This window comes from Labrys sedimenti, assembly GCF_034424805.1.
GTDB classification, from domain to species: Bacteria; Pseudomonadota; Alphaproteobacteria; order Rhizobiales; family Labraceae; genus Labrys; species Labrys sedimenti.
The window spans coordinates 273,787-299,009 of the sequence record NZ_JAXOUF010000001.1 but is presented as its reverse complement, the minus strand read 5'-3'; the positions used below and the strand labels follow the sequence as shown (position 1 = coordinate 299,009).

Annotated in this window: 15 protein-coding genes; 7 read left to right on the top strand and 8 right to left on the bottom strand. The window is 57.5% G+C overall.

Annotation, left to right across the window (positions count from 1 at the left end):
- The first annotated feature begins 77 nt into the window (after positions 1-77).
- Genes U1R88_RS01410 through U1R88_RS01395 form a run of 4 tightly spaced genes read left to right on the top strand, consistent with a single transcriptional unit; the run spans position 78 to position 6,805 of the window.
- Positions 78-1,682: a type I restriction-modification system subunit M gene (locus tag U1R88_RS01410; RefSeq protein WP_322429663.1), complete on the top strand. Its 1,605-nt coding sequence runs from the start codon at positions 78-80 to the stop codon at positions 1,680-1,682.
- Entirely contained in the window at positions 1,672-2,964 is a 1,293-nt protein-coding gene (locus U1R88_RS01405; RefSeq protein ID WP_322429662.1) for a restriction endonuclease subunit S, read from the top strand. Before U1R88_RS01410 ends, U1R88_RS01405 begins: the two co-directional genes overlap by 11 nt.
- Positions 2,964-3,656, top strand: a complete 693-nt coding sequence (locus U1R88_RS01400) for an abortive infection family protein (protein ID WP_322429661.1) — start codon at positions 2,964-2,966, stop codon at positions 3,654-3,656. Before U1R88_RS01405 ends, U1R88_RS01400 begins: the two co-directional genes overlap by 1 nt.
- Positions 3,653-6,805 carry a type I restriction endonuclease subunit R gene (locus U1R88_RS01395; RefSeq protein ID WP_322429660.1) on the top strand — a complete coding sequence of 1,051 codons (3,153 nt, stop codon included), beginning with the start codon at positions 3,653-3,655 and terminating at the stop codon, positions 6,803-6,805. Before U1R88_RS01400 ends, U1R88_RS01395 begins: the two co-directional genes overlap by 4 nt.
- A gap of 108 nt (positions 6,806-6,913) precedes the next feature.
- On the opposite strand, the gene U1R88_RS01390 is transcribed toward U1R88_RS01395, so the two are convergent.
- Positions 6,914-7,072: a hypothetical protein gene (locus tag U1R88_RS01390; protein ID WP_322429659.1), complete on the bottom strand. Its 159-nt coding sequence runs from the start codon at positions 7,070-7,072 to the stop codon at positions 6,914-6,916.
- Positions 7,073-7,140: 68 nt separating this feature from the next.
- Positions 7,141-7,776, bottom strand: a complete 636-nt coding sequence (locus U1R88_RS01385; RefSeq protein ID WP_322429658.1) for a recombinase family protein — start codon at positions 7,774-7,776, stop codon at positions 7,141-7,143.
- A 511-nt stretch (positions 7,777-8,287) separates the two neighbouring features.
- Here U1R88_RS01385 and U1R88_RS01380 point away from each other — a divergent pair.
- Together U1R88_RS01380 and U1R88_RS01375 are read left to right on the top strand one after the other, a co-directional pair.
- Positions 8,288-8,605: a hypothetical protein gene (locus tag U1R88_RS01380; RefSeq protein WP_322429657.1), complete on the top strand. Its 318-nt coding sequence runs from the start codon at positions 8,288-8,290 to the stop codon at positions 8,603-8,605.
- 91 nt (positions 8,606-8,696) lie between these two features.
- On the top strand, positions 8,697-9,479 hold the full coding sequence (locus tag U1R88_RS01375; RefSeq protein WP_322429656.1) for a DUF5677 domain-containing protein: 783 nt from the start codon (positions 8,697-8,699) through the stop codon (positions 9,477-9,479).
- A 1,193-nt stretch (positions 9,480-10,672) separates the two neighbouring features.
- On the opposite strand, the gene U1R88_RS01370 is transcribed toward U1R88_RS01375, so the two are convergent.
- The 4 genes from U1R88_RS01370 to U1R88_RS01355 form a co-directional block, all read right to left on the bottom strand.
- Positions 10,673-12,181, bottom strand: coding sequence for a hypothetical protein (locus U1R88_RS01370; RefSeq protein WP_322429655.1), 1,509 nt, complete (start codon positions 12,179-12,181; stop codon positions 10,673-10,675).
- 559 nt (positions 12,182-12,740) lie between these two features.
- Positions 12,741-13,127: an addiction module antidote protein gene (locus tag U1R88_RS01365; protein ID WP_322429654.1), complete on the bottom strand. Its 387-nt coding sequence runs from the start codon at positions 13,125-13,127 to the stop codon at positions 12,741-12,743.
- A gap of 376 nt (positions 13,128-13,503) precedes the next feature.
- Positions 13,504-17,670 carry a phage tail tape measure protein gene (locus U1R88_RS01360; protein ID WP_322429653.1) on the bottom strand — a complete coding sequence of 1,389 codons (4,167 nt, stop codon included), beginning with the start codon at positions 17,668-17,670 and terminating at the stop codon, positions 13,504-13,506.
- A 123-nt stretch (positions 17,671-17,793) separates the two neighbouring features.
- On the bottom strand, positions 17,794-18,225 hold the full coding sequence (locus tag U1R88_RS01355; protein ID WP_322429652.1) for a hypothetical protein: 432 nt from the start codon (positions 18,223-18,225) through the stop codon (positions 17,794-17,796).
- Positions 18,226-19,243: 1,018 nt separating this feature from the next.
- Between U1R88_RS01355 and U1R88_RS01350 the strand changes: the two genes are divergently transcribed.
- A complete protein-coding gene (locus U1R88_RS01350; protein WP_322429651.1) occupies positions 19,244-21,232 on the top strand; it encodes a hypothetical protein in 1,989 nt (662 codons plus the stop codon).
- 998 nt (positions 21,233-22,230) lie between these two features.
- On the opposite strand, the gene U1R88_RS01345 is transcribed toward U1R88_RS01350, so the two are convergent.
- Positions 22,231-24,111 (bottom strand): hypothetical protein, encoded by a 1,881-nt coding sequence (locus U1R88_RS01345; protein WP_322429650.1) that lies wholly within the window; start codon positions 24,109-24,111, stop codon positions 22,231-22,233.
- Between the two features lie 210 nt (positions 24,112-24,321).
- On the bottom strand, positions 24,322-25,200 hold the full coding sequence (locus U1R88_RS01340) for a LysR family transcriptional regulator (protein WP_322429649.1): 879 nt from the start codon (positions 25,198-25,200) through the stop codon (positions 24,322-24,324).
- Positions 25,201-25,223 lie beyond the last annotated feature (23 nt).

The following is a 25,223-nucleotide window of genomic DNA, read 5'->3' as shown; positions in this document are numbered from 1 at the left end:
CAACTGCTGTTAAGCAAAAGCGATTGAACCTGCCCACCTCTCCGCTAAAGTGTCACCAGCTTGCAAGGGAGAGTCGGGTGCCACGGGGACGGCCATCAAATAAGGGAGACGCTCAGCCGTCCAAAGCTGCGAACGGCTTCGAGACCACTCTTTGGGCAGCGGCGGATAAGCTGCGCGGCAACATGGACGCTGCGGAATACAAGCATGTCGCGCTCGGCTTAATCTTTCTGAAATACATCTCCGACCGCTTTGAGGAACGCAGGGCGAAGGCGCTCGCTGACCCTGAAGAGGTTGATCTCGTTGATGAACGCGACCTCTATGTCGGCGATACTGTCTTCTGGGTCCCCGAGAACGCCCGTTGGGATTATTTGAAGGCAAATGCCACAAGCACCGCCCCAACTATCGGCGCGCTGATCGATCAAGCCATGCTCGACCTTGAAGCCGAGAATCCAAGCCTCAAGGGCGTGCTGACCAAGAACTACGCCCGCCCGGAGCTGGACCAGACCAAGCTCGGCGAGGTTATCAAGCTCTTTTCCGATCTGACCTTTCAGGACGAGCACCACGGCCAAGACATGCTCGGCCGTGTCTACGAGTACTTCCTGGGTCAATTCGCCATCGCCGAGGGCAAGCGCGGCGGCCAGTTTTACACGGCAGGCTGCGTGGTCCAGTTGCTTGTGGAGATGATCCAGCCATTCAAGGGGCAAGTCTATGACCCTTGCTGTGGTTCGGGTGGGATGTTCGTGCAATCGGAGCGGTTCGTCGAGGCGCATGCGACCCAGCACGTCGACCTCGCCCGGCGGCGGCACGAGATTTCAATTTACGGCCAGGAGTCGAACCCAACCACCTGGCGACTCGCCAAGATGAATCTTGCCATCCGGGGGATCGACGCGAACCTGGGATCGAAGTGGGCCGACAGCTTCCATGAGGACCTGCACCCCGGTCTCAAGGCCGACTTTGTCCTTGCCAACCCGCCCTTCAACGATAGCGATTGGGGCGGGGATCGGCTGCGCTCTGGCGATCGTTGGCAATACGGCGTTCCACCGGTCGGCAACGCCAACTTTGCCTGGGTGCAGCATTTCATCCACCACCTTGCCCCGCACGGCTATGCCGGCTTCGTGCTGGCGAACGGCTCCTTGTCGAGCCAGCAGTCCGGCGAGGGCGAGATTAGGCGCGCCATCATCGACGCCGACCTTGTCGACTGCATCGTCAGCCTGCCAGGGCAACTTTTCTTCACGACACAGATACCTGTCTCCCTGTGGTTCATTACCCGCGACAAGTCCAACGGGCTCGTGCGCGACATGAAGCTACGTGACCGGCGACGCCAGACCCTATTCATTGATGCGCGCGGTCTCGGCACAATGCAGACTCGCACCCTCAAGGTGCTGACGGAAGCAGACATCTCCAAGGTGGCGGACACGTACCACGCCTGGCGAGAGACCGGCGGCCGTTATTCGGACGAGCCGGGCTTCGCCAAGTCAGCCACCACGACCCAGATTGCAGAGCAGGGCTATGTCCTCACACCCGGTCGCTTTGTTGGCGCGGCAGCAGCCGACAAAGAGGATGAGCCATTCGAGGAACGCATGAAGCGGCTGAGGGCGACGTTGCGGGATCAGATGGCCGAAACGACGCGCCTTGATGATCGCATCCGCAAAGCGCTAGCCGGTGTCGGTCATGGTTGGTGAGTGGCGAGAGGTGACGCTCGCAGACGTCAGTGCTGACATCACGGTTGGACATGTCGGGCTGATGGCCGATCAATACGTTACTGATGGGGTCCCGTTCCTGCGATCGTTGAACGTTGAGCCCTTCTCGATCAAGACCGATGATCTCAAGTACATCACTCGTAACTTCCACTCCAGGCTTGGCAAGTCAGCTCTTAAGCCGGGCGATGTTGTCATTGTCCGTACCGGAAAGCCGGGGGCATGCTCGGTAGTGCCTGATTGGCTAACTGAAGCAAACTGCTCGGACCTCGTGATCGTTAGGCTAGGCGAGCAAGTCAGGCCGTCGTTCCTCTCTTACGTGGTCAATTCGACAGCTCGCCATCATATCGATTCGCATACCGTTGGTGCGGTCCAGCAACACTTCAATGTGGGCTCAGCAAGAACCTTACGCTTCATGCTTCCGCCACTGATTGAACAGGATCGCATAATTGGTCTTCTGGATGCTGTTCGAGATAAAATTGAATTGAATCAGCGTATGGCATCAACGCTGGAGGCGATGGCACACGCACTGTTTAGGAGCTGGTTCGTCGACTTCGATCCGGTCTATGCCAAAGCCGAGAACCGCGCGACAAGCTTACCTGACGAACTCGCGGCTCTGTTTCCGGACCGCTTTGACGGCAGTCATCTGCCCTCCGGGTGGCAGCGCATCCCAATTTCCGATGCGTTCGACTTAGTGGGAGGAGGTACTCCAAAGACTTCTGTGCCGGAGTACTGGCATGGCTCGGTGCCCTGGTTCTCTGTGGTAGATGCGCCCGCTGAGAGCGCTCCATTCGTCCTTGCAACTGAGCGAAATATCACTCAACTGGGCCTGGATAACTGCGCCTCAGCACTTCTTCCGACTGGGGCGACAATCGTCAGTGCCAGAGGCACCGTTGGCAGGTTGGCAATTGTCGGGGTGCCAATGGCGATGAACCAGTCCTGCTACGCTGCAATCGCAAAGGAGGGATATTCAAATTACTTCGTATATTATCTGCTGAGACATACCCTTGAAGAATTGAAGGCGAGATCACACGGTTCGGTTTTTAGTACGATCACTCGGCAGACCTTTGCTAGTGTACACTCAACTATTCCGGATAAAAAAGCTATCGTAGCCTTTGACAGAGCGGTGACTCCTCTGATGGGTCGGATCAAGGCTCAGCTTCAGCAGTCGAGAACGCTCGTTGTTCTCCGTGATACCCTCCTGCCAAAACTTATCTCCGGCGAACTGCGCATCGCGGACGCCGAAGCACAGGTATCGGCTGCGTGATGCCTTACCGGCTCCAATCCCTGCGCGCCTTGATGGACGCCCATCCCGATCGGGCGGAGCCGCTCAGACGGCATGTCGAGGCGTTGGAGCTGAGCATTGAAAGCCAGCCTGCGTTCTGCCTCCAGAACGTGCGGACCCTCTTCGAGGCCGCGCATGCGACGATCGCACCCCAGCTCGGAGTGAATTTTGCCAAGAACGACGGCTTTCCTGGGCGCATGAAAGGCGTCATCGCGGTGCTTGACTTCTCCGTGGCTAACCATCCCGAAGCGGAGAAGATCAACACACACGTCAAGGAGCTAACGCAAGCGATAGAGGACATGGCTGTTGCTCTCGCCAAGTTGAGCAACATCCCGAACCTGCGGCACGGCGGCTCGCTCGATTGGGGGACGTTGGAACGCCAGCACGCCCTGATGCTTGGTGGCCTCTGCGACACTTTGGTAAGCTTCCTGTTCGACGTCGCGTGGCGACGGCCGATGGCGCAGGCGACCACGCCAGCACTCCCGCGATACGAGGACTTCCCGGCGTTCAATGCTTCCCTCGACGACGACTACGGGGACATCGAGATCGCCGGCTCCATGTTCCAACCAAGTAAGGTCCTCTATCTCCTCGACAATACGCAATATGAGGCAGCGAGGCTTGAATGGGAGGCCGATCAGCCTGTGATCGAAGCAGACCAAGGGGCTGCTGCATGACCGATCTCTATTCTATTTCGTCATCGCCAAATGCGTCCGGCTTGCGCGAAGAAGCCGTTGAGCTCGCCGCGTTGTCCTGGTTCGAGCTGATCGGCTGGAAGACTGTTTCGGGCGACTATCTTGCCCCAGATGGGCCAATGGGCGCGCGAACGAGCTACAAGCAGGCGGTGCTGGAGCCCGAACTGCGCAGTGGCCTCGCAACGCTGAATCCGGATGCCACGCCAAGCATGATCGACGCGGCAGTGCGTACCGTTCTGGCGACGCCCAGCCAAGACGTGATCGAGAACAACCGAGCCTTTCATCCATTTCTCGCTTCCGGCGTCCCGATTGAGATCAACCAAGATGGCGAGGCGCGCACTATCGGGCTGCGACTGCTCGACCGCACCGATCCCAGCGCTAACCGTCTACTTGTTGCAAACCAGTTCATCGTCCAGGGAGCAAACGAGCGCGATGTGATCCGCGCTGACGTGGTAGTGTTTGTCAATGGACTTCCCCTAGCTCTTCTGGAGCTCAAGAGCCCATCGGACGCACAGGCGACTTTGGAAAGTGCGCACACGCAACTCCGGAACTATCGGTACAAGGTGCCAGAACTGTTGCGCTTCAACCAAGTGCTGGTTCTCAGCGACGGCATCCAGGCGCGCATCGGTTCGTTGACAGCCGGTCTTGACCGGTTCGCCCCTTGGCGCACAATCGATGGCTCCGCGCTCGACGATAACGGTCGATCGGAACTGGAGGTGCTAATTCGTGGTGTGTTTGCGCCCGAGCGCTTCCTCGACCTCATCGTCGACTATGTTGCCTTCGAGGTGGTTGACGGCGTGGTGAAATCGAAGAAGCTCGCCGGCTACCACCAGTTCCACGCCGTTCGCAAAGCGCTTGCCTCCACCGTCGAGGCGGCTGACGTCGGCGGTCAACATCGGGGCGGCGTGGTTTGGCACACACAGGGCTCGGGCAAGTCGCTCACCATGTTGTTCTTCGTGCGCCAGCTCCAGCTTGCCAAAATGCTCAAGAACCCAACGATAGTGGTCGTCACAGATCGCAACGACCTCGACGATCAGCTCGCGGGTACCTTCAAGGCGCACGGCTCCGCGCTTCGCACTACGCCTGCTCAGGCCGACAGCGCCGACGAGATGCGTCGCTTGCTTAAAGTCGACATCGGCGGTCTCGTGTTCACCTCCATCCAGAAGTTTCGAGGCGACGAGGGGGAGCATCCGCTGCTAACGCCCCGCAGCAACGTCGTGGTAATCGCCGATGAGGCGCACCGGACGCAGTACGGGTTCAAGAAGCGCTTCGTCATCGCAGACGGCGGTGTGCGCGAACAAGTCGGCTTCGCCGAGTATCTACGACAGGCGTTACCTAACGCAACTTTCGTAGGCTTCACCGGTACGCCGATCGACAACAAGGACCGGTCGACGGTAGGCGTTTTTGGTGAGGTGATTGACACATACGATATGACCCAGGCTGTCGCGGACAAAGCGACGGTGCCAATTCACTATACCGCTAGGCTGGCCAAGCTCCGCCTCAACCTGACGGACGAAGAACGAGCTGAGCTGGACGCGCTCGCCGAGGAACTGACGGAGGGCGACGAAGCCGCGATCGAGCGCAACAAGAGCAATCTTACCCGGTTCGAAGAGGTGGTGGGGGCGCCGGATCGTGTCGCCCAGATCGCGGCAGATATCGTAGAGCACTTCGAGCGCCGTCGTGAGGCTATGGCTGGCGGCAAAGGCATGATCGTCACAATTAGCCGGCGGGTCGCTGTCGAGCTATATGATCAGATCGCAGCGCTGCGGCGGGACTGGGTCTCGGCAGATCCGCGCGATGACGCCTCCGGCATGCTCAAAGTCGTAATTACCGGCAATGGCAACGCTGATCCTGAGCCGCTGCAACCCCATCTGCGCAGCAAGAACCGTCGCGAAGCGCTAGCCGAACGGTTCAAGAAGCCAGACTCGGGCTTCGACTTGGTCATCGTGCGCGACATGTGGCTAACCGGCTTCGACGCACCGTCCCTGCACACGCTCTACATCGACAAGCCGATGCGTGGGCACGGGCTCATGCAGGCTATTGCCCGGGTGAACCGCGTGTGGGGTGACAAGCCCGGCGGGTTGATTGTTGACTATCTGGGGATTGGTGCAGAGCTGCGAGCGGCTCTGGCACAATACACCGCGCGAGATCGCGATCAGGTTCGCCTCGACCCTGATGAGGCCGTTCGTCAGACACTGATGCGTCTTGAAAGCGCGCAGGGACTTCTCGACGGTGCCCCGTGGCGCGAGTTCTTCCCTGCTGGCCCGTCGGGGCGCCTGACGGTCCTTAAGCAGTGTCTCGAACACGTCCTCGCCAAGGGACGTCGTGATGATTTCGTCGAGGCTGCCATGAAGCTGGAGATTGCCTACGCTCTGAGTGCAGGCGATGAACGTGTGACAGCGCGCCGAGACGAAATTGCCTTGATCGCGGCAATCCGCGCCAACCTCGCCAAGTATACGACAGGGGCAAGTCGTGGACGTGAGAGTATCGAGCGTGACATCCGACAACTTCTCTCTCGGGCCGTGATGGCGGACGGCATTTTCGACGTGTTTAAATCGGCCGGCCTCGACCAGCCGGACCTTTCGATATTCTCCGATGACTTCCTTGTCGAGGTCGGACAGATCAAGGAGAAGCACCTCGCTGTCGAAACACTTCGACGGCTGCTGGCCGATGAAATCAAGACGCGGTCGAAATCAAACATCGTCGAGGCCACCAAGCTCAGTGAGCGCCTGGATGATACTCTCCGGCGCTACCATAACCGTGCCGTCGACAGCGTACAGGTAATCGAGGAGTTGATTGCCCTCGCCAAGGACATCAGCACGGCGAACGCCAGAAGTGTGGAGTTGGGTCTCAATGTCGAGGAAGTGGCGTTCTACGACGCTTTGGCCGAGAATGGATCAGCCAAAGCGCTGATGGCCCATGAGCAGCTGCGTATTCTGGCCCAGGTCCTCGTTCAAACGATCCGGAGTTCTGCTACGATCGATTGGACGCGCAAGGAGAGCGTTCGAGCCAAGATGCGGATCGAGGTCCGTAAATTACTCGCTCGTTACGGCTACCCTCCGGACCTTCAGAAGGCTGCGGTTGACCTCGTGGTGCGTCAAGCGGAGGCTTTAGCTTCCACCTGGGGCTAAGACTACGAGGGGTATATCGACACCTGAGGTTGGATATCTGTCCTAAATCGCGTTCGGTAGTAGGCTAGCACGACGGCCACACGCTCGGTTGCTACCCGTCGCAATTTCCTACTTCATGCCGAGTTGCTTGCTCGAAGCGATGAACTCGCCGCCGCGCACGTCATCGCGCATCTTGAGGTCCCAGCGCTTGGCGCCAGTGAAACTGATGATGGTGGCCTTGCGACCGTTGATCTGGACTTGGGTGCCGATTTCGATTGCCTTGGTCATCGTCGTTCTCCTCCCGTCGCCGCGATGGCGTTGCAACGGGTTGCAATTTCATGCGGTTTGTATGGAGGTCATGCAACCTTGTTCGCCACTTCCATCTGCAGCCGCTTCGAGAGCTTAGCCAGGGTCGCGCGAGACGCCTTGGTGGCTTTGATGATCGTGGCCCACGACTGACCTTTTCTGAGCATGTCGGTCAGCGCGGCATTGCGTTCTTCGTCCTCAGGCCGCCCACGGTACTTTCCTTCGGCCACGGCTTTGGCGATACCCTGGCTTTGACGGCGGCGGCGGTCCTCGTAGTCCTTGCGGGCAACAGCAGCAAGCATGTCCAACATCATGCCGTTGATCGCCTCGAACATGCGCGAAGTGAAATCGTCGGCCTTGGTCGTTGCCATCATCCAGGATGTCGGCAGATCCAACGCGACAACGCGTACGCGGCGCGCCGTGAGTTCCTCTTTCAAGCGCTGCCAATCGTCGGCGTTGAGACGCGACAAACGGTCGACCTGTTCGATCAGGAGAATGTCGCCCGGTCTAGCATCGGCCAGGAGGCGGAACAGCTGGGGGCGCTTAAGCGAGGCTCCGCTCTCGTTTTCTATGTAGAAGGTCGCGATGGTCAGGCCGTGCGCCTGGGCAAAATCCTCAAGCTGGGTTTTGGCGCGGGTTGCGTCTTGTTCATCGGTAGAGGCGCGGAGATAGGCACGGGTGAACATGGTCGGCTGCATCCTCAGATAATGCCAAAGTTCATTTTGAATAGTCTATTTATACACGATCTGTTTTAAATAGTCAATAAGGCTTAACAGACCAGTAAAAATGCCATATTCACCCGGTTCATTCTCGGTATACCTTTTTCAGATCACCGAATATCGAGCAAAGAGGCCTTCTCAAGAAGTGCAGCCGCTATTATTAGAAGCCACCAAGGTACAACGACTGACATCCGACCCTGAGGGTGAATTATGTCTGCTACTGCCGCGACCTACATGCTAGTCGTCCTGTCCGTGAACGTCCCTGCGGGCACCTACCTAGGGACCAGCCCAAACGACCGGACTGTACAGGAGCTAGTCGACCAGGTTGGTCAGGGGACAGAAGCCAAAACCAAGCTTCAGTGCGAGATGGGTAAGAGTGTTCTCGACGCCATAGTTAAGGGCAAGATTACGTTTGGCTGCATAGAGAAGAGCGAATGAACGAGCCCTGACACAGAACGGGGCGAGCGGAGATCCAGAAATGAACCGAATGCTAGCGAGCGCACTATCGTTGCTGAATGGCCTTATCGCGCTGCTACTCGTGCTTGCCTTCGGGCTGATCGGCTGGACCTGGCCCAGCTTTGGTGATGCACATGGCCTCGGCCTGGCGATTGGGCTTGTGGCGGGCATCGTGACTGCCACCCTTGCCTGCGGCACCATCGCTATTCTCTCCCTGATAGAGAAGCATCTCCGAACGCTCGTCGCTCAACGCGGGTCATCGGCACCAACTCACGGTTCGCCACCAACACCTGCAAGGACGACGACGGCCAGCACGGTTCGCATCGAGCCAACCCTGTAAGAGGCTGAGCGGTGCAACGGGTTGCAATTCGCGCCAGCCTGTCGGAGTGAAACGATGTCGAGCGAAGGTTGGATCGACAAGGAACAATCAGATGATGCAGTCCGCGCCCGAGAATACGCACGATGAAATCAACCAAGCAATCGAATATGCCCAGAGGCTTTCTGAAGCAGCGATCAGAGTAGTTGGCTCCTCCAAAATTGAGCTGAACGAGAGCTACGCGCGAAACCCTAAAGTTGTCGCCCTTTCGATTTTGTGCCGTACGATATGCAATTTTCGTGGCGCTTTGCTGCTCGCTCAGCAGGAAAGCATCATAGAAGCCCGCGCCTTGGTCCGCCTCATCTACGAGAATCTGATTTGGATCGACGCTCTACGGCAACGTGGCGCGGAATTTGTTAAAGACATGCTCAACGACGAAGCGTTTAACCGCGAAGCGCTCGCTAAATTGACATTGTATATGACGGCCAAGCACGGTGGTGACGTCAATGACACTAACGCGGTAGTACTTCGCAACTCTGTGAATGAAATCACAAAACGCTTCCCTGGTAAGAAAAAAATAGAAGCCAAGAAGACCGCTGAGGCTGGCGTTCTGCGGCTTGCCTACGTTGAGTATTCCAGGCTTTCCTTGGAGGCCGTGCATTGCTCCATCACTGCCCTAGGTCACCATCTATCGAGTGAAAGTACGTCAGGAAAAACCGAGCTATGTTTGAGCGTAACGCCCAACGTAGGGCCCTCTGACATCCTCACCACCGTTCAAGGGGCCTGCCGAGGACTTTTGAGCGTGGTCGTAGGGGTGAATGAAATAGTTGGCTGCACCTCCGAGGCAGAAAGTCTCGCTGAGATTTTCACTGAATTTGAGCAAAACGGCTGGCTGTAAAGATATCGACGAAGTGAAATGGTGATCTGCCTCTTTCCGGTAGCAACGTAATGTCGTCTCGTTGCAACGGGTTGCAATTTCACGCCATCGCAATGACAGACTGACGCACAATTCCCGCTCTTCACTGAATGACCTTCGGTGCAACGCCGTCCGTAACAAAGCTTCCGCTAAATCTACCCATGCGGGAATTCGCCTCGCAGTCAACAGTCGCGACCCCTTTGAAAGGGTTCGTAAAGCGACAGAGACCAGTTGCCGGCACGTTGTCGCGCTTACCTCTAGCCACACGAGCAACCCCAGTCAGTGTCTGAATTGCCGTGTCAGCATCCGCGTGAGCTTGGCCACCCTGACCATGAAAGACGATTGAAGAGCCATCGGTCAACATGAACAAGAACTCCGTCGCGGCTCCCTTGCCATATATGCTGTTAATTAACTTTCCATCACATAGATTAGAAATTTGCATATCAGCAGCCACGAGATTTCGGCAGTTACCTCTAATCAGCATAACACCAGACAGCTTAGGCGACTTAATCTGCCCGGCGCCTGCTGCGCTTGTGAAGACCAATACAGCAAGAGCCGTCGATAGACACTTCAAACCCATAGACATGCGGAAGCCTCACAATTGTATTGAAGCTAGAATTTAGCCTTCGCCGCCTTGCAGCTGTAGACCTCGTCGGGTTGTTTTGGCCTTTTGAGCGTGGCCCGACCAGAGAGGCGGTCAACCTGGAAGACCCACTCGTTGGTATAACCGGATGGCCCATTGAACCCGCCAGAGAACGTTATGCCCTCAGCATTCTCTCCAAAGCTAGCAACTCCCCCCAGATGATTGCTGTAATCTTGCCAACGGTCGACCACTGCCGTCAGATCGGCAAGCCCAGTTGGCCGCGATAGCCCATAACCTCCATTTGGGGCACATGGCGACATATCGGCCACAAAATCTGACCGGAGAATGCAGCTTAACACCCGACCAAATTGCTTCCTGTCGTTCAAGCTAATTACGACGTTCTCACTGCCTGAATGGCGACACTGGATAAGCGTCTTCGCTCCAGCAGGCACAACGCTCACGAGTACAAAAAAGAGTGCGATAGTGTTTCGCATTACCTGTCCCTCATCCCATCCCAGGTATGTTCCGAGTCTAGGAAGTTAGCAAGTATTCCATGGCGAAGGACTTTCGCTGATCTCCGAAAGAATATGATTTAGTTCCAGTGAGAATAATCGATAGGGGGCAGAGGCTCTAGTTCCTTGAACTCGCCCAACTCGGGGAACTCGTTCTCGACAAGCTCTGCGCTGGCCTGGTGAGGCCGCTGGCTGGTTTTGGCTTCCTGTTCCTCCCGGAGACGCCGACGCTCCTCCCGAAGCCGCTGGCGCTCCGCATCAAAGGCCGCCTGGGCATTGCGGGTGGACTGGGCATTGTCGCGCCGTACCTGCCGCTGCTCTTCGGCATGGGCGGACGAAGCGCGGCGCTCGCCGATCTTGAGCAGGGCGTTCTCACGAGTCATGCCCGCGTGCACCAGGCGCTCCAGTTCCGCCTGCTCGGCGGGCAGGGTGTAGGTCCTGGCCATCTTCTGCCGGTCGGCGTAGGCGGCGAAAAACAGGTCCTGCATCTTGGTCGCCACCAGGAAGCCGACCTGGGGATATTGGGGCGGGTGGCTCTTGCGCATCCAACCGAAGCGCTCGGCGACGATCTGGCGCCAGTTGCGAACGCAGAAGTCGACGAACTCGTGCCGGCCGTCGACGTCACCGGGCATGAACCGGCGCAGCGAGGCTGATAGCATGCCGCTTTCGCGGATACCGATCGGCGAGACGGAGATGCCTTCGTAGGTTTCGCGCCACGCAGCGGCCCAGGTAGCGGCGTAGGAGGTTGCCTTGTCGTCGCGGCGGGGAAGCTTGGCCTGCTGGGCAGGACGGGACTGGACCTTGGCGACAACCTGGCTGACGGCCTCGACCGGATCGAAAGTAGGCTCGACGGTCTGAACAGGGCCCAGGTCTTCCCCTGCCTGTTCTGTGAAATCTATCTCAGACTGACCACCGGGTTCGGACGCAGTCCGAGCACTACCCTTCAAAGGGGCGATAGGGGTTCTTTTTATGGGAGTGTTGTTAGACTGTGTTGTTATAAAGGGATCTCTTTTTGAGACTAGGGTAGTCTCAATTTGAGACTGCGAATCCTCCCTTACAGGGCGCCGAACAGCCCCCCGCCTCTCCTCCAGAAGCACTCGCTCGGCGCGCTTTTCCGCCAGATGAAGGACTTTCTCGTTGTACGAGGGCACATCGTTGGATGGCTTTCCATCAAGATTAAGCGAAACAACGGTGTAGCACCCCGCCCTCGACCGTTTTTCCTCGCGATGTACGAGGCCGAGCTGTTCCAACCGGCGAAGCCGCCGATAGAAGGTCGCCCGTGAAATATTGATAGGCGACCTGCTCCAGGCGTGCCCCTCTGTACCGGACTCACCGTCCCTGAGTTGAGGCCAGGTAAAGTCTAATGACTTCTTGCCCCACTCGACGGTGCAATCCAAGAGGAATGACAGTAGGTCGCGCTCACCGGTATCGAGGTGCCCATGCCACTCTCGTTTCATCAAATTGCGCCAAATCTGAGCATTATCTCGTCGTTTAGCCTCCGCGCGGCCGGGCTGCTTGCGCACTTCCGAAAGCAACACGACGTTGTCGGCGGAGGTCGAGCGCGCAGCGCTCGCAGACTTCATACTCATCTTAAAGATCCCAAGTGCAGAGGCGAGGCGCGAGCCGATCTGGGCACTTGGGGAACCTGACGGCCCGCGCTCTCAATACGCCGGTGAGCTAATCCGACGCAAATACACTGTAGCACACAGGAACAAATATTCAAACAAAACGCTACTTAGAACTCATATCGCCGCCTTATCTTGACAAACACTTTGCGAGTGACGCATCTCAACTTTATTTTTCAACGCACATATAGCGCATTCAATGAAAGGGGCCTCGCGCGACCGGATTGAAATAAAGCCCCACCGCTCCCACCGCCTGACCGGAAATATTGCAACGGGTTGCAAAATTCACTCCACCACTTTGACGACAGGTCGCACTCGACAACGTCTTGTGGAAGGCCGCCTGCACAAGTCGACGGCTAACAAGAAAAATAGCCCGACCATGTCGGTGGCCGAGCTAAGTAGCTTGCTTACGGCGCGTCATTGCACCGTCCGTAAGAGTTCTCCCTACGGTGGTGACTAATACGTGACATCTCATTGCCTGTTGCTAGCCAGCGCCCTGCATTTTAGTGAAGCCCTTTGCAAATCAGGCGGGCTCGAGTTTGCTATCGCGCTTTTTGATCGTGATCGTATATCCAAGCGCGCCAAGGACGGTGGAGAGCGTAGACAGGCGGGGGTCGCTCGACTTGGTCGAGAGTGTGTACAGCGTCTCTCGGCTTAAACCAGTCTCCTTAGAGAGCTTGTCTATGTTCTGCCTCTTGAGAACAGCGCCGAGAACATTGTTGAGGAACGACTGGTCCCTGTCCTCGGCGACGGCCTCGAGGCCAACAGCGATGGCTGCCTCTATATCCTCATCGGTTTCTAGGTAGTCGCCGATATCATAGGGTTTGAGTTCTGGGAAACGCGCGAGCAGCTCCTCGACGGAGGGGGTATGTTCCTGACGGACCTCGGTGGCTTTTGGGGGCTTCTTCATAATCGGATCATCCAGGTCTGGTTTCATCCAAGGGGCGGCGGAGCAGGACTACCCGGCGGGGCGCCTTGCCCGTTCACGCTTCTTGGTATGCGATTGTATGGTATCAAGGCTGTATGCCGCCCCCGCTCGTCATTAGCCTCACGGTCGCTAACCAATGTCACGAGCATGAATAGTCAATTTTTTAAGTCGGCACACGGGATTTAGATCGTTGGGAGGCATCGTCATTGAACGCCCCTTCCCTTCTCTCCTGAATCACCGGACGACCTTTTTGGATTTTACCCCAACTCTCATTGACTACGGTTGGGCTTTCCGAGGTTTCCTCAGGCACGCGCTACGCGACAATCAACGCAGCGGCGCCGGAGCGGTCATGATGTCCTCACTTGCTGCCACTGGCGAAGAAGCCGCCGGGCCTATGCTGGTTCGTCACCCACTCGGTCATGTGCTGGTCGACGGCCTTGGCCACCTGCTTACCCATGTCCTGGTTGTTCTGCTGGTCCTTCTGCCTGTCGCCAGAGGAGCCCTTACTCTCTACATTGACCTTGATGTCACCCATCTGGATGTGCGTGGTGCCGCCACCGTTCCGAGCGATGCCGCCGCCTGACGGGCTGCCTGGGCTGGCGATGCGGCCGGCCTCGTATTCCTTCGTCTCACGAGGATTGAGCACGCGCTCGCCTTCCAGGCCGATGAACGGCACTTCGCCTGGTCCGAGCTTGCCACCGCCATGGTAGCGCTGGGCGTTGGCGAAGACCGAAGGCGCAACATTGCGGATGGCTGCCGAAGACGAGCCGATAGTTGCGCCGGTGTGGCCCGAGCCAAAGAGACCACCGAACAAGCCGCCCAGGATGCCACCACCGCCACCGCTGCCGCCTGACAGGACGGCGTTGAGCACCTGCATGATCATGCCGGAGAACTGGCCGAGGCCGGGGATGGCCTGGGACAGCGGGCCGAGGATGGCCGAGATGCCCTGTCCGAACATGCCGACGCCCGAGCTGGCCTGCGGAGCGGCAGCGCCAACCGTCTGGACGTTCTGGCCGGTCGAAGCGATGGCAGGGGCAGCCGTCTGCGCGGCCTGGCCCGCCTGGGAGACCGAGCCGGCGAGGGCCTGGTAGTCCGACGACGTCTGCTGCGCGGACTGCTGCGCCGTTGCAACTTGTTGCAATTGTCCACTCTGCTGGGCCTGGGCCACTTGCTGGCTGGCCTGCTGAGCCTGCTGGATTTGGGCCTGGTAGCCCTGCTGCTGAATTTGAGTGACCTGCTGGCTGGCCCTCTTCGCCTGGGCAACGTCGACACCCCCATACGTGTTCAAGGCGTCCTGAGCGTAAGCATAGCGGCCCTTCCAATTGTGCCCGGTACCAGACACGCCCATCTGCCAGCCCTGTGGGCGCTCGAACTGGAGCATTGCGTCGTTGGCTTCGGTCAAGGACCTAGCTTTCAAGAGCTTGTCCCAAACGCCATTGATACCGCCACCGGTCATCTCGCTGTGGGCGAACTTCATCTGGCCCATGATGTCGCCCAAGTTGCCCCTGCCACCGATCGCGCCCAGCATCTTCTCGCGACGGTCGTTCCACTGGAACAGGCCAAGCGCATTGCCCCCGTCACCCTTGGCAAACGGATTCATGCCTGACTCTGCCATGGCATTGCCCATGATGGCTGCCAGGCCGAGCGGATTGGTCATGCCGGCCGCCTTGAAGAAGGTCGCCATGGTCGACGCGACCGAGCCGGCATTGATCGACTGCGGCGCAATCGAAGCGACGTCGGGAAGAGGCGAAGAGGTGATCGTGGCCGTGGGTCCGATGCCATTCAGGGGCGCCAGGCCAGCGCCATTCACATTGACGGTGCCAGCGTTGACGGTTGCGGTGGGCGCCGTGATCGTGCTGACGCTCGGCAGACCCTTACCGGTCGCCGTACCCATGAACTTGTCGAGGCCGGCGGATTTGAAGAGGTTGGACAGCGCATTGTTGAGGCCGGCTTTCAGCATCTGGGCACCGAAGTTCTTCAGCATGTCGCCCCAGCTCGCCTTGGCGCCAGTCACTAGGTTGACGATGTTGTCGGAGATGCTGCCCAGCGCGCTCTTCCATGCATCGGCGACATTGTCAGCGAGCTTTGCCCCCTCGTCCGCGAACTGCTGGAAGCCGGCCTGGAGGCCGAACAGCGGGTTGGCCTGGTAGGCTTCCTTGATTTTCTGGATAGCGTCGTACTGCTGCACATACGCGGTGGTCGCCGCCTTCACGTCGGCGATACCGGCGTCGCGCGCGGCACGCTCGGCAGCCATCTGCGCGGTGTAGCGCTCACGCTCATCCGTGGTCATACCGAGCACATTCGCTTCGTCCCGCAGACGCTGGATATTGTCGAGAAGCTGCTTGTTGAAGCGCTGGAGAGACTGTTCCTGCCGGCGAGAGGACTGCTCAGCATCGGGGTCAATCTTGGCGCCAGGCTGCTTGGCGTTAGGCAGCGACGTGTCGCCACCCTGTTGACCGATCATCAGGGTTTTCAGCTTCTCCAGTTCCTGGGCGCGCTTGCGGATGTCCTCGATGCTCTTGATCGAACCATTCTCGAGTTCCCGGAAGAACTGGAGCGAGCCGTCGACGAATTGCTGCACATAGTCAGTGGTGAGGTCCTGCCGGATAGCATCCTTCACCTTGCCGAACTGAATGGCGGCCTCAGCGCCCATGTCGCCCAGCACGTCCTTGCTCAAGGCATCGTTTAAGGCATCCTTAGCTCCGCTGATATCGCCACGCATGACCTTGCTCAGGGCATCACCCACCCCAGCGATCTGGCCCCCTAGACCACGCAGCATGGTGCCGAAGATCGCGATGACGGATTTAGCAAGGCCGGCAAACACGTCTTTCACCGCAAAGCCGTAACCGATCCAGAGGTTGACCATGAATTTGATGGCGGTCGTGACCGCGCCGACAACGCTCTGAATACTTTCACTGTGCGCCGAGATGTAGGCAGACAGGCCAGAGGTCAAAGACGAGAGGAAAGACATCACGACAGCAGCGCCGGCTTTGACGTAACCCCAGATCGCCTCGAACACGGCCTGGACGGTCGAGCCGATCGATACCGTGGCGTCGCCCCACTGGAACGTCACATCGCGCAACGAGTAGATCGCGGCGGCGAGCGCGATGACAGCAGTGAGGATGAGCACGAAGGGGTTGGCCCGCATCACCAGGTTGAGGGCAGCCATGGCGACCTCGGCCGCCTTGATTGAAAGGAAGAGCGCACCGAGCCCCGTCACCAGTCCAGCGACAGCGGCCGACAGCCCGGCCACGGCACCGGGAATGGCGCTGATCGTGTGCAAGAGACCATTGAATTCGGTGGTTGCCGCCAGGGCCAAGCCAGCGGCTGCCGTCAGACCAGGCAGGATACCGGCCTCTCCGAGCGAGATCGCCATTTCGGTGAGGGCAGACCCGAGCTTCTTGATCGAACCGACGAAGGTATCGCCCGTAATATCGGCCGCGCGCTGGGCGGTGCCGCCTGCTTTCTTGGTGCTCTCCTCGAACTCGGTGAACTTGGCACCTGCGTTGGTCAGCAGCACGGCGGCGCGACCACCTTCTTCGCCGAAGATCTTGATTGCCTGGCCCGTGGTCATGCCGGCGTTGTGGAGCTTCTTGAAGGTGGCTACCAAATTGGTGGAGTCGAGGTCGTTGAGGGTCAGGCCGAGCGCCTTGAGCTGGGTCACCGCCATGGGCGTGGGCGCCAGCATGCGCGAGATGACCTGCTGCATTTCGGTACCAGCGCGCGAACCGCGCGTGCCAGCGTCGCCGAGCACACCGAAGGCGGCCGACAGAGTATTAACGCTCACGCCAGCCTGCGCGGCGATCGTGCCGGCATAGGAGAAGGACGAAGCCAGGTCGCCGACGGACAGCGCCGCCATGTTGTCCGTTTTGGCCAAGATGTCGACGATGGTGGTGACTTTGTCCGCACTCAGGCTGAACTGGTTCATCACGTTCATGGTGGTCTGGGCGGCGTCGCTCAGTTCCATCTGTCCGACGGTGGCGAGGTTCAGTGTGGCCTGCGAGGCAGCGATCGCGGTGGACGCATCGAAGCCGGCCTTGGCGAAGATCGTCAGCGCTTCGGCAACCTGGTTGGCGGTGTACTGTGTGGTAGAGCCCATCTGGCGCGCAGCCGCTTCCACCTTGCCCATATCCTCGGCCGAGGAGTTCGTGACGGCTTTGAAGTTGGCCATCTGCTGCTGGAAGCGACCCATGACATCGAGGCCGGCGAAGGAGATCGCTGCGGCAACGAGCGTCTGCAGCGCACCGCGCGCACTGTCGGCCTGAGATTTGATGCCGTTGGCGCTGCCGCCACCGCCCCGGAATGCCTGCTGGGCTGCCTGCCCTGCCGTCTTGGCCTGCTGAGCCATCTGGCCCATCGCCGTGGCGGCCTGGCTCGCGCTCTTGGTCACCTTATCGGTAGACTGAGCAGCTTGATTGGCTGCCACAGCAGCAGCCTTCATGCCCTGGCCAAACTGGGCAATGGCGGCGCGAGCCATGTTGCGCATGTTGAGAATGAAGAGGATTTCGCGATTGGTGGGGGTCATGGTGGTATTCCTCTTCATCGGGGACGCGGGTACTGACGGAAAAATTGCAACGGGTTGCACCGAAATTTCCGATAGCTGGTTGGATACTCGGCCGGCGAAAAGACCGAGCATCCACATAAAGGCCTACTGGAGGACTTGGGGAGCCAGCGCACGTTCGAGATTGATGGCAGCAATGCCGACCGACGCGATGTCGAATGCGAATTGCTGAAACGCTTCTAGGAGCGACTTGTCGTTGCCAAGAACTGTGTCGAGCAGCCCCGCTACGGGCGCCACAACACGGGTCCGAGAGGTGATGAGATCAGCCAAGTGATCAGAACTCATCCGAACTTGGTCCAGCCTCAACTCTAGGTCCGTCTCCGCATCGTCGAGAGAAATGTCCATGTCGACCAGACCGCCGAGGCGCTCGACAATCATCGGAGCCAAGAAATTCGCGACGCCAGGAATAGCCAGAACGTCCTGTGGGCGTAGGCTGGAGAAATCGTCGCAACCGCCTGTGGCGTTGACAATAGCGGCGAGGCATTCGTTGGCGTCGCGCTGTTCGGTCTCGTAGATCATGATCTGCCCCTATGTAAGATGCTGATATTGAAGTTGATGAAGAGTGTGCCGGCTGCGTCAGACAACGCGCGAGCGCGACTTCGATGTGTCAATCTCGATTGATGCCGAAGCCGGAGGCGTGACCAGGAGCCGCCGTTGCAACGGGTTGCAAAGACAAGGTCCGACGAAGGAATGCACCCCGGATCATGGCGTCATCCACTGCGGCTCGCACAAACGCGCCACGCGATATTGGCGCCGGGCGTGAAGCTTGCTTGTTGAGCATGGCAATGTGGTTATCGAGACGCCTCACAAAATCTTCCGACAACGAGATCATGATAACTCGCCTTGTCACCACCACTCTCCTTAGTTTTTATCCAACCTTCGTATATAAGTAATATATACAAATCGAACATAAATGGCAAATAATTTCAATTATTACTTTACAAACATTTTTGTTACTTATGATATCATTGTGTTTGTCAAATATATGCTTAACAATCAGAACGTCCAGGCGCTTTGTCTCGGCACGAGATTGCTCACGATTTTGACGAAGCTGAGCAGAGATCAGGATAAGGTCTTGAAGGGAGCGAATTGACACTAGGAAGGGATTCCGCGATGGTCCCGCGTGCTACACAATGGCGCTACGCACGATAAGGAATGGCGGCGGATAAGCATTTGAAATCAAATAGCTATGGCTTTCGAGGAGGCTTTCCCTCCCTCTCCGACGCTCGGCGTAATCTAGATCAACACGCGCCCCACATTGAGTCCCTCATTGGCGCCACCTCCTGAACTTGCGAGGTAGCCTTTTGAACTGCAGATAGGCGACGGCCTTTCAAACCTATGCCCTGTCGCGTCGATAGCCTCCGATGACAGGATTAAAGGTCGGCCGACCCCGGTCTGCCCTAGAAAGCGAAAGCACAGGGAAGCGCAAATCACGATCGTGTCACGAAGTCCTAGACAATATAAAATGTTAAGCGGGACAAATAATCGCATAGACACCGCTAATATTTAAGCTTGGCCACGCAAAGGGGGGGGTACGATGCGCTTGAGTTTAATTGCTACCACGCTCGTGATCTTTGCTGCAGCTTTCTTGGGACATCCGACCCTAGCAAAAGCTGCATGTAATAAGACTGCAAACTGCAGTCAACTCTGGGTGGCGGGCGACCATATCGGAATGCCTTTGTCATTCTTCTCCCAAGTAGTTCCCCCCACTGATGTCAATCAAATTCAGATTGGAGACACACTCGGCTCTACGCTTCCGGTTAATATTAGGCCAAGTCCGGGAGATCTTTCGAAAACGAATGGTGTTTTGCTCACGGGCTCCATTGTAACTGTCGAAGATATCCGGCGTCTAACGATACATGGCAAATCCCAAATTTGGCTTCGACTGTCCGTCGCCCCGAGACACCTAAAAACGGCAAGCGTCCGTGTTGCGGTACCACCGAGTGCGAAAGGACCATCCCCCGAAGCCTCGACTGCCGACACTGGCGAGTCCTCCATACTTAACAGCCGGGCTAAAAAAATTATATCTTGTTACAACAAGCTCGCCGCCGGTTCAAACATCGTTACCGTTAGTAGCCTTAAAGACTGTTCAGGATATTGGGTTACGCAGCGCGCATTAATGGAATGCGCGATCGGCGTAGACCATTGTCCCGCTTACGTGGACAGCATTGGAGGCAAGGCAATCGCGTTGAACCAATTGACGCGAGACAATTTGTCTATCGATTCCCCACTGACTATAGACGCTAAGTACTTGCCGAGCTTACCGGACGCTAAAACGATTACAAATTGTAAAAGCAACAGCACCAACCAGGACGACTTTCAAAATTGTGTTACCGCAAAAATGGCAGATAGATACAAAGACGTATTTGATTGCTCAACTAAATTTACAGAAGGAGAAAAGTTACTATGTTTATCTCAGCTTTCTGGAAACGAAGACTTCACTAGCTTGATCAATTGCCTTGGCGCAGGCAAGCCCTCACCTGATAAAATTGCAGAATGCACGTCGAGGAAGGAAATCGCATCGCGAGTGGATGAGCTGCGAGACTGTGTGGCGTCCGCGAGCGGAGGAGACAAAGCTAGAGCCTGCATTTGGAGGGCGCTGCCTAAGGAAGATCGTGCACTCGCGTCGTGTCTCGATAGGCCCGATGCCGGTGCCGATCCATCGTCGTGTTTGGACCTCGTATCTCCCGATGTCGAAAAAGCGCATGCAATCCAGAGGTGCTTTGCCAATGAAGCTAACCCAGAAGACTTAAGCAGGTGTTTGGGCGGAAGGTTAGGAGGAGACGCGGCAAAGGTCGCTGGCTGTATTAATACCTCTGACGTTAAAGCAACGACGATCTGCTTGCTCGGCGATACGCCTCAATTACGAGCTCTGGGAAGTGCAGAGAAGTGTATCTCTCAAGGCAGAGACGCTGCGTCCGTGATCGCTAACTGCACTGACGGACTAATGGATGAGAAGACCCGGCAAAGTGTAGCATGTCTTGCCAAAGCCGGCACTGATCGGGCTGCGCTTGCGAGTTGCGCTGCTGGAGCGGTACTAAACCCTGATGCCGCACGTCTCGTCGGATGTGCATCCGACAGCTCAGGACCAACCGCATTCGCAATTTGCGCCGCAGGTCCCTACATGAACGAAGAATGGCGTATTGCTGCTGAGTGTGCAGTAGAGACCGGCGGCAATCCCGTCGGATTTGCAGGATGCACCGCAGGTCAGTTGACAATTAGGGAATTAACCAAGTGCTTTAACGGCCAAATTGGTAAGGATTGCTTCGGGCCAAACAACACCATTATAGTAGGGTATCGCAACGCGTTTCACGATCTTACCCAAGGACCGGGCAAAAACAACGATATTGTAAAAGCCCTTGAGGCGATTGGACAGCTGACGGGCGGCCCGAATTCAGTGGTCAATAACCCAAAGCAGATCCTTCCTGGTCCCGGCTCTGTTTTTAACCAACCGGGTCAGATATTTGGTGGAGATGGTTCGGTGTTTCATGACCCCGGCCAGATCACACGAGGTTGGCACTGGTAGAGCAAACGATATTGGCCAATCGGGACCAACGCTGAATACGAAGGCCGAGCGCCTCCAAGCATGGCTAAGCAATCATCTGGACGATCCATCTTTAGCCTTAGCAGCCCATCGATGCCATGCAAAAAGACACGAGCGAACGCCAAGCGAGCACATGTCCAGGAACCGAAGTAACTCATTGATATTCTGATGACAGGTAAATGTTCGTCAGTCGCCTACTCTGCTCACAGACTCGTCCGCTCCCGTTATCGGGTGGCGTCGGCGGAAAAATTGCAGAGGACACCCGTTCACACTCAATCCCACAACGAGGAACCATCGGTTGTGTAACGTTACGGGATCCCACTTCATGTCTGACGCTGGGACCATGCACTTATTCAATCGAAATATGCTATACATAGACGAATAGTAGGGCCGGACCGAGGGCGACGGGAACTGTCTCATTGGAATTAAGTTCTTCCCAGAATTCTTCCCAAGGTGCTTCGCGCTAGAGTTTCCTCGAAATGGGCTAACTATCTATTTTAACAGGATAAATTTTTTCCCGCGCGTGCTGACTTTGGTAACTTGGGCGAGTCCCGCCGTCCGCACCAGCACCTCTATTTTTGGCTTCAAGGTCAATAAGTCACGTGTTATCAGACGGTTAGGATTGTGCCACTGTACAACAAAAGTGGCACACAATGCGCTATCGGATGGTCATGTCAATGCAGCGGAAAGGCTCCCGCAGTCGCTATTTCGACCAGTAGATTCCCAAGGACGTGCAGCCCCAGCTGCCCAATACGGCGACAAGCACCAACGCCACGATTGCCGGGTGCTTACTTCAAGTTTGCGCAATATTTTGTTTTTCAAATTGCTTATTAAAGCAGAGCAGGCCGTCAGCATGAATAGAGCTTCGTCCTCGCCTATATTGGCGTTCCGCACGTCCAAAAGAACATGCCCCTCTTCGTCGCTCACGTAACCGTAGAGCGAGAGAAAGGCTGATTCGAGCGCCTGCCCTGCACCATGATCTATTCGCAGCGATAGGTTACGGTGATGGGACCACTGGCCCGTCTATAGACCAGTTGGCTCTGAGTAACGCTGACGACGGTGATCGGGATTGACCCGTTGGAACTCTGGACGATGCATCGTGGAACCATGTTCCAATAAGGTTGCGCAAAGCTGATTGTGCAGTTTGCCGCCCCCGCACGGGGACCCGCATCATTGACCGTGCCGGAGCTGTTGGAAGAACCGGGAGACAGAGACGAGCCGGTACCGCACAGCGCAGGGCTCGTAGAAGCCAAGCCACGCTTGAAAATCTCCATGTCGTAATAGGTATAGGTGCGTTCCGTACTTTCGATCGGAAACCCACCGACGGGATCAGTCTCCGTGTAGTAGGCATTCGCCGGCGGGACGAACCGGGCGCCGGGGGACCGCCACCTCGTACCATATTCCGTGACTGAATTGGGCCTCATCCAGAATTGAAAATCCAGGTCGGGATGATGATAGTTACTGAAGTAGAAGAAACCTTTGGTGACCTTGAGGTATGGCAAGCCGATCTGATTGTTGGCAAAGACCACGTCGCTGGTGCGGGAGTTGAGCCTGAAGACACTTTCAACCGTGGCGCCAGCAGCATCAGAAACATAGATGTTGTTATTTTCTACGCGTATCGAGGTGGTGCCGATGTCAGCTTGGCCTGACACGCCCACATCGCCACCGAATTCGAAAAGGGATTTGTTGTCTATCCAGGTGCTCGTCGCCGGCTTGTGATAGATCAACCAGAGACCGTCGCGGACGATGACGTGGGTTCCCCCGCGCATCTGAATGAATTGGCCGATGGCCTCCCCCGACATACCTTCGAACTTGAAGAACAGACCACCATAACGGCGATCATCGGAGGTCACTGTGATGCAATCCTGGCTATGCCCACAGCCAGAGTTGCGGATGGTAAAGTCTTCAAGGCCGATCGTTCCTGCGGGCTTTCCCGCCACGAGCGACTCCAAATAATATGCCTGCCGGAATGCCTGGACCCCGCTGTCATAGATCTTGTTCTCGAAGGATGCTGTTCCTTCGTAATAGAAACCAATCCCGGTGTTCTTGCGCTCATTATCTGGGTTATAGCACTGGACACGCGTCAACATGGTGCCTTGGGGATCGGTCAACCTCAGGCAGTTGTTGAAGCCAACGACTCTGACATTGTCCAAACGGGTCCAGTTCGCTTTCCTGTCATAGAGCGCCCAAGCTGCACTCGCGGTGGATTGATAGGCCGTGTCGAGGGTGAGATCGATATTGCGGAGCTCAAGGCGAGATCTCTGCGAAGCGCCGGCGCAGTGTTCAATCCCATTGCCGCCATGCCTCACCAATATTTTGGTGACGCCATTATAGGATAACAGACTGTCCCCCTGGATAATGACAGCCTTGTCGCAAAGGATCAGAGGCCTGGTGAACACGATCGTTCCGGGACCGAGTCGAAGAATGACGTCGCCCACGGATGCCTGGATGGCCGAGGCGATGGCCGCTTCATCAATGTTGTCCGTGAGGGCCTGAGCTCCAGGCAAGACGGCGCGCCACTGCTGGAGGCTCCACCCGGCTGTATTGCGCCCATTGAGGTTCATCACTCCGGAGAGCGGGCGGCTGGCGCCATCTCCTACATATCCATAGCCGCCGAGATCCTTCGCTGTGACTTCTCGCGCCTTGAGCGCTCCTGATGAACTGCGCCAAGTTCCCTTGACATCAGGGCACCCCCGACGCGTGCCCTCGACTGCCGTCACGTTGTCGGCGGCCCCAATGTCGGAGCACCGTGCGGCGCTGGTGGGATTCGTTGGAAGGACTTGATCGTCATCGGATGGTGTCTGCGCGAACGCCGGTCCTGCGCCCAGAATAACGAGCAGCGTCGCGATGAAGGGAGTCATGATGATCGGTCCCTAATTGTCGTGACTATATTGAAGGCCGTTTAGGGTGCTGAGACACTCCACAATCGGCTAGTTCCGCAGATTCGGCGGCATGTGTCTTGTATGACCTCGCGCTAAAGATCTCGGAAAGAAAGCGTTCCGCCGTTCCTATGTATGAGACCCAACGGCGTATCACCAACTATCCGGCTCAAGGTTCCGATCGAGAGGTCGCTATCCAAACGAGGCGGTGCATTCCTTCACCAGCCAGTCCATCAACTGCTTGCCTTTCGCACCCAGTTCTCGCTCGCCCGGCCAGACCAGGCCGTAATGTGTGCCGTCGGCCCAGAAGCCGGCGGGCGCGATGAGGCGGGCTCGCTTGATGTCGTCGGTTGCCAGTACCAGTGGGCCGAGCGCCACGCCGAGCCCCGCCGAGGCCGCTTCCATCATCAGGAAATGGTGGTCGTAGAAGCGGATTTCCCTCGGGCGCGGCCGGAGGGGGTGGCGCGCCAGCCATGTCGGCCAGGCATCGGGGCGTGTCCGGGTGCCGAGGCCGATATAGGCCCCCTCCTCGAAATCGACGAGGCGGTCGGGCACCATCACCGGCCCGACCCTTTCGGCGAACAGGCGCCTGACCTGCCAGCTTTCTGGCATGGCGAAATCGAGACGGCGGATGGCGAGGTCGATCCGCTCGCGCGCGAAATCGACCGCACCGCCGCCGACCGAAAGATGCAGGGCGACCGCGGGATGGGCCTCCTGGAAGCCGCCCAGGCGCGGGATCAGCCAGCGCATCGCCACCGAAGGCTCGCAGGACAGCACCAGGGCATCGTCCCCTGTCGCCGCGGCGCGCAGGCCCTGCACGGTGGTGCGCAATTCGCCGAAGCAGCGATTCACCGTCAGGAACAGGGTCTCGCCGTGCGCCGTCAGCTTGAGGCCGCGCCCGCTCTTCTCGAACAGCCGGAACCCCAGATCCTGCGAGAGCTTGGCGATGCGCCGGCTGACCGCGCCATGCGTCAGCGCCAGCCTATCGGCGGCAAGGCGTACCGAGCCCAGCCGCGCCGCAGCCTCGAAGGCGCGCAAATCGTCCAGCGAAGGAATCTCGGAGCGATCCATTGGTGATCTGATATCACCGATTA